This window comes from Shinella sp. R2-11, assembly GCF_055330205.1.
Map to the genome: position 1 here is coordinate 1 of NZ_JBVAPC010000024.1, position 984 is coordinate 984.

Here is a 984-nt window from a genome sequence, read left to right on the forward strand (position 1 = left end):
CTGGTCGAGACGGACGACGCCGTCGAGCCGCTCGCCGTCGCCAAGATCCTCAAGGGCGTCACGGAAGCCGAACAGCCCGGCCTCGTCATCGTCGGCAAGCAGGCGATCGACGACGATTCGAACCAGACCGGCCAGATGCTGTCGGCCCTGCTCGGCTGGGCGCAGGCCACCTTCGCCTCCAAGGTCGAGATCGGTGAAGGCTCTGCTCAGGTCACCCGCGAGGTCGACGGCGGCCTGCAGACCATCGAGGTCAAGCTTCCGGCGGTGGTGACCACCGACCTTCGCCTCAACGAGCCGCGCTATGCCTCGCTGCCGAACATCATGAAGGCGAAGAAGAAGCCGCTCGACAAGAAGACGCCTGCCGACTTCGGCGTCGACACGAGCCCGCGCCTGAAGGTGCTGAAGACCGAGGAACCGTCGGGCCGCAAGGCGGGCGTCAAGGTCAAGAGCGTCGCCGAGCTCGTCGAGAAGCTCAAGACCGAAGCCGGCGTGTTGTAAGCAGGAAAGGGAGAACACAATCATGGCCATTCTTCTTCTGGCAGACCACGACAACGCTCACCTTTCCGACCAGACCGCCAAGGCGCTGACGGCGGCAGGCAAGATCGGCTCGGACGTGCATGTGCTCGTCGCCGGCAGCAATGCCAAGGCCGCGGCCGAACAGGCGGCAAAGCTCTCGGGCGTGATGAAGGTGCTCGTCGCCGACGATGCCAGCCTTGCCAACAATCTCGCCGAACCGCTGGCCGCGCTCATCGTGTCGCTTGCCGGCAGCTATGACGCCATCGTCTCGGCCGCCACTTCGGTCGGCAAGAACGTGCTGCCGCGCGTCGCCGCCCTGCTCGACGTGGCGCAGGTGTCGGAGATCGTCGAGGTCGTCTCGTCCGATACGTTCAAGCGTCCGATCTATGCGGGCAATGCCATCCAGACGGTGCAGTCCACCGATGCGAAGAAGGTGATCACCGTGCGCACGGCGTCCTTCGCCGCAGC

General features: G+C 65.2%; 1 protein-coding gene and 1 pseudogene. Both read left to right on the forward strand.

The window, feature by feature from the left end:
• A partial coding sequence (locus ACZ1A1_RS24905; protein WP_463622059.1) for an electron transfer flavoprotein subunit beta/FixA family protein occupies positions 1-498 on the forward strand: 498 nt, incomplete at its 5' end.
• A 22-nt stretch (positions 499-520) separates the two neighbouring features.
• Positions 521-984 (forward strand): annotated as a pseudogene (locus ACZ1A1_RS24910) (electron transfer flavoprotein subunit alpha/FixB family protein); the annotation flags it as partial.